General features: G+C 63.7%; 5 protein-coding genes. All 5 read right to left on the bottom strand.

Annotated elements, in window-relative coordinates:
- Positions 1–461: ATP-binding cassette domain-containing protein (locus JHD07_RS23675; protein ID WP_291626443.1), on the bottom strand; the 461-nt coding region annotated here is incomplete at its 3' end.
- Entirely contained in the window at positions 458–1444 is a 987-nt protein-coding gene (locus JHD07_RS23670; protein WP_291626442.1) for an ABC transporter ATP-binding protein, read from the bottom strand. The genes JHD07_RS23670 and JHD07_RS23675, both read right to left, overlap by 4 nt.
- Positions 1445–1472: 28 nt before the next feature.
- Positions 1473–2444 (bottom strand): ABC transporter permease, encoded by a 972-nt coding sequence (locus tag JHD07_RS23665; protein WP_291626440.1) that lies wholly within the window; start codon positions 2442–2444, stop codon positions 1473–1475.
- A 10-nt stretch (positions 2445–2454) separates the two neighbouring features.
- On the bottom strand, positions 2455–3435 hold the full coding sequence (locus JHD07_RS23660; protein ID WP_291626438.1) for an ABC transporter permease: 981 nt from the start codon (positions 3433–3435) through the stop codon (positions 2455–2457).
- A 103-nt stretch (positions 3436–3538) separates the two neighbouring features.
- Positions 3539–5134: an ABC transporter substrate-binding protein gene (locus JHD07_RS23655; RefSeq protein WP_291626436.1), complete on the bottom strand. Its 1596-nt coding sequence runs from the start codon at positions 5132–5134 to the stop codon at positions 3539–3541.
- Positions 5135–5170: the final 36 nt, after the last annotated feature.

Raw genomic sequence — 5170 nt, 5'->3', positions numbered from 1 at the left:
TCCGGGTGCAGGCCGACGAGGCCGAGCAGCTCGCCGACGCGGGCCTGAATGTCGCGCTCGCCCTGGATCAGGCCGAAGGCGCGGATCGGCTCGGAGATGATGGCATCGACGCGGAAGCGCGGGTTCAGGCTTGCATAGGGATCCTGAAAGATCATCTGGATGCGGCGACGCAGCTTTCGCCGCGCCGGCGCCTGCCGCGGGTCGGTCATCGAGACGCCGTCGATGAGGACGTCGCCGGCGCTCGGCGGCAGCAGGCCGACGACCATGCGTGCGACCGTGGTCTTGCCGGAGCCGGACTCGCCGACCAGCGCAAACGTCTCGCCCTTCCTGATGCTGAAGGTAACGTGATCGACCGCCTTGAGATATTCGAGATGTCCGCCTTCGAGCACGCGGTTGAGCCAAGGTTTCGAGACGTCGAAGACGCGGCGCAGGTTCGTGGCCTGAACGAAGGGAGCGCTCATGCCGCACTCTCCGCCGGCACATCGTCGTAGAGATGGCAGGCGACCGATTGCGCGCCGCGCGGCTGCGGCTCCGGCCGCTCCGCCCGGCACCGATCGAAGGCGAAGGCGCAACGCGGGTTGAACGAACAGCCCGGCGGAATCGCCGACAGACGCGGCATCGAGCCCGGGATCTGCACCAGGCGCTTATCCTCGCCGGCCAGCGTCGGGATCGCGCCCATCAGCCCCTTGGCGTAGGGATGCAGCGGGGTCCTCACGACGTCCTGCACCGGGCCGATCTCGGCGACGCGGCCGGCATACATCACCGCGACGCGGTCGGAGGTTTCCGCGATCACGCCCATGTCGTGCGTCACCAGCATCACCGCGGTGCCGTGGTCGCGGCCGAGCCGCTTGATCAGCGAGATGATCTGCGCCTGCACGGAGACGTCGAGCGCCGTGGTCGGCTCGTCCGCGATGATCAGCTCCGGCTCGGCGCAGATCGCGAGCGCAATCACGACGCGCTGACGCATGCCGCCGGAAAACTCGTGCGGATAGCCGTCAATGCGCTTTTCCGGCGCGGGAATGCCGACCTCGGCGAGCAGATCGATGGCGCGGCGGCGGGCGGCGGTCTCGGACAGATTGAGATGGGTTCGGATCGTCTCGACGATCTGGTCGCCGACCCGGTAGAGCGGATTGAGCGAGGTGAGCGGATCCTGAAAGATCATGCCGATCCGCTTGCCCCTGATGCGGCGCATCTCCTCCGGCGGCAGATTGTCGATGCGCAGGCCGGCGAGACGGATCTCGCCGCCGGCGATGCGTCCGGGCGGGTCGATCAAGCCGATCACGGCGAGGCCGGTGACGGACTTGCCGGCTCCGGATTCGCCGACCACGCCCAGCACTTCGCCCTTGGCGATGTCGAAGGAGACGCCGTCGATGGCGCGCAGCGTGCCGCGGCGGGAGGCGAACTCCACGTGAAGATCGCGTACGGAGAGGATGGGTTCGGTCATGAGCGAGGCGCTCTCATCGAAGTCTTGCTCATCGAAGCTTCGGATTGAGCGCGTCGCGCAGCCAGTCGCCGAGCAGATTGATCGACAGGATCAGCGCCGCGAGCGCGAGCCCCGGGAAGGCAACGATCCACCATTCGCCGGCGAACAGATAGTTGTTGCCGATGCGGATCAGCGTGCCGAGCGAGGGCATGGTGTCAGGCAGGCCGACACCGAGGAAGGACAGCGTCGCCTCGGTGATGATGGCGAGCGCGAGGTTGATGGTGGCGATGACCAGGATCGGGCCCATCGTGTTCGGCAGCACGTGCCGCAGCATGATCTTCGGCGCCGGAAGGCCGATCAGCTGCGCGGCGGCGACGTAGTCCTTGTTCTTCTCCACCATCACGGAACTGCGCACGGTCCGGGCATACCCCACCCAGAAGCTCAGGCCGATGGAGATTACCAGCACGACCAGCATGCTGGTGGCGTCCAGCCGGTTGCCGAGGATCGATTTCGCGATGCCGTTGACCAAGAGCGCAATCAGGATCGCGGGAAAGGTGAGCTGCACGTCGGCGATGCGCATGATGACGCCGTCGATTGCGCCTCCGAAATAGCCTGCGATCAGGCCGAGAGCGATGCCGAGCGCACCAGCGAAGATCACGCCTGCAAGACCGACCGCGAGCGAGATGCGCATGCCGTAGAGGATGGCGGAGAACACGTCACGACCCTGTTCGTCGGTGCCGAGCAGGAAGGGGCTCTGGCCGTCCGCGGTCCAGAGCGGCGAGATCCGCGAATTCATCAACTGCAATTGTGCCGGATCGAACGGGTTTTGCACCGCGAGCACGGACGCGAAGATCGCGAGCAGGAAGAACAAGACCGTGATGGCCGCGGCCACCATGGTCAGCTTCGAGCGCCGGAACGAATAGAACAGGTCGCTGTCGAGCGCGCGGCCGAACCAGCCGTGAGCGGCATGGGCCGGCTTTGCACTCTGCTTGTCGGAATCGGAGACGACTGCGTCGGACATGCGGGTTGTCCTATGCGGCGCGGCCGACGGTCGAGCGCAGGCGCGGATCGACCACGGTGTAGAGAATGTCGACCACCAGATTGATGGTGACGAAGATCAGGGAAACCATCAGGAGGTACGCGGCCATGATCGGGATATCGACGTTCTGCACGGCCTGCACGAACAACAATCCCATGCCCGGCCATTGGAACACGGTTTCGGTGATGATCGAAAATGCAATAACCGAGCCAAACTGCAGTCCGGCCACGGTGATCACGGGAATCAGCGTGTTCTTCAGCGCGTGGCCGAAATGAATCGCTCGTGTGGTCAGCCCTCTTGCCCGGGCGAAGCGGATATAGTCGGTCCGCAAGACTTCCAGCATCTCCGCGCGCACCAGCCGCATGATCAGGGTCATCTGGAACAGGCCCAGCGTGATCGAGGGCATGATCAGCGCCTTCAGTCCAGACACCGTGAGCAGGCCCGTGGTCCACCAGCCGAGCTTGACCACCTCACCGCGGCCGAACGAGGGCAGCCAGCCCAATGTCACTGCGAACAGATAGATCAGGAGAATACCGATCAGGAAGGTCGGCAGCGAGATGCCGATCAAAGACACGGCCTGAAAAAGCTTGGCGAGCACGGTGTCGCGTTTGAGTGCCGAATAGACCCCCATCAGGATGCCGAACACCATTGCAAACACGGTGGCGCAAATCGCCAGTTCCAGGGTGGCGGGCATGCGCTCGCTCAGCAGCGTCGAGACCGGCTGGCGAAATTGGTAGGAGACGCCGAACTTGAACTGCGCGGCATCGGCGAAATAGCGCATGAACTGCACCGGCACGGGATCGTCGAGGCCGAGCGCGCGATCGTCCGCAAGTCGCTCGGCCGCCGAGGTGTCGATGGAGACGATCTGGTTGACGGGGTCGCCGGCGAAACGGAACATCGAGAACGCGATGATGCCGACGGCGAACATGACGCCGATGGCCTGAACGGCGCGGCGAAGCGTGAAAGCGAGCATGCCTTCCACTGTCCTTGGGTAAGCGTGCGGCCGACGATCACGTCAGCCGGAAAAGGAAAGGTCCCGGAAGCGCTCGCTGCCGGGACCTCGTGATCGATCGACGCTATTCCTTCTTGGTCGCCCAGTGGAACATGACCAGATTGTCGGCGCGCTGCGGCAGGTTCACCTTCTTCGACACGCCCCAGGCCAGGGCCTGCTGGTGCAGCGGAATGTAGGCCCAGTCCTTCATGCTGATCTCGTATGCCTGCTTGATCAGCTGGTTGCGCTTGGCGGTGTCGGTTTCGACCAGCACCTTGTCGGTGATGGCGTCGAACTCCTTGTTGCAATAGCCGCCGAGATTGGCCTCGCCGCGCGAGGACTTCGCATCGTCGCGGCAGCCCATGATGTCGTAGAGCACGTTATGGGAGTCCATGGTGCTCGGGGTCCAGCCCAGCTGGTAGAACGATGTCTGGTAGTTGCCTTGCTTGAGCACCTTGGCGAAGTATTGCGCCTTCGGCTGCGCCAGGAGATTGATCTTGACGCCGATGCGGGCAAGCATGCCGACTACGGCCTGGCAGATCGCTGCGTCGTTGACGTAGCGGTCGTTCGGGCAGTCCATGGTGACCTCGAAACCGTCGGGGTAGCCGGCCTCGGCGAGGAGCTTCTTGGCGCCGTCAGCATCGAATTTCGGCCGTGTGAACTCCTTGGAGAGCGCGAACAGTTCCGGAGCGATCATCAGTGCCGAGGGCGTCGACAGTCCGCGCATGACGCGCGTCTTGATCAGCTCGATGTCGATCGCCTTGTAGAAGGCTTCGCGGACGCGGGCGTCCTTGAACGGATTCTTGCCCTTGATGTTGGAGTAGAGCAGCTCGTCGCGGGTCTGGTCGAAGCCGATGAAGATGGTGCGAAGCTCCGGTCCCTTCAGCACCTGGGCGTTTGGGCTGGAATCGACACGGGAGATGTCCTGGATCGGTACCGGCTCGATGACATCGACTTCGCCCGAGAGCAGCGCGGCGACGCGGGTGGCGTCGGATGCGATCGGGGTAAAGATGATCTCCTTCAGATTGCCCTCGACCTTGCCCCAGTAATTGGGGTTGGCCTTGAACACGGTCTTCACGCCGGGCTGATGGCTTTCGATGATGAAGGGGCCGGTGCCGTTCTCGTTGAGCGAGGCGTAGCTCGGCGTGGTCGCCGCCACCGGGGTCGGATCGACGACGTTGTTCTCCTCGGCCCACTTCTTGTTCATGATGTACCAGACATCCCACGCATTATGCAGGATGGGATTGGGCGAAGGCAGAACGAAGTCGACGGTGTAGTCGTCGACCTTCACGACCTTGACGTCGGGCGCGAGGCGGGTCTGCATGTTGGACCCCTTCTTGCGGACACGATCGGCTGAGAACAGCACGTCGTCGGCCGTGAAGGGATTGCCGTTGTGGAACTTGACGCCCTTGCGCAAGTGGAAGCGCCAGCGGGTCGGCTCCGGCGTTTCCCAGCTTTCAGCCAGTGCCGGAATGATCTTGAGGTCCTTGTCGCGCGCGGTGAGGCCCTGATAGACGTGACCGAGATGGGCGTGCGTGGTGCTCTCGTTCAAAGTATACGGATCGAGCGACTTCAAGTCACCCTGGTTGGCGTATCGTAGCGTCTGGCTCGACGCGGGCGAAACCGCCAAAGCAAGCGTACCGGCGAGCGTCGCCGCAAACAGACTTCGACCGACTGACATTCTTGACCCTCTCCGCACTGCCACGCCGGTGATTCT

It is taken from the genome of Bradyrhizobium sp. (assembly GCF_016462955.1).
Lineage (GTDB): Bacteria > Pseudomonadota > Alphaproteobacteria > Rhizobiales > Xanthobacteraceae > Bradyrhizobium.
Note: the sequence above shows the minus strand (reverse complement) of the source record. Positions and strands in the feature narration are given on the sequence as shown.

Bases quoted from the DNA above. Each gene is read 5' to 3' on its own strand.
- JHD07_RS23660 (WP_291626438.1), bottom strand. From the start codon at position 3,435: ATGCTCGCTTTCACGCTTCGCCGCGCCGTTCAGGCCATCGGCGTCATG.
- JHD07_RS23665 (WP_291626440.1), bottom strand. From the start codon at position 2,444: ATGTCCGACGCAGTCGTCTCCGATTCCGACAAGCAGAGTGCAAAGCCG.
- JHD07_RS23670 (WP_291626442.1), bottom strand. From the start codon at position 1,444: ATGACCGAACCCATCCTCTCCGTACGCGATCTTCACGTGGAGTTCGCC.
- JHD07_RS23655 (WP_291626436.1), bottom strand. From the start codon at position 5,134: ATGTCAGTCGGTCGAAGTCTGTTTGCGGCGACGCTCGCCGGTACGCTT.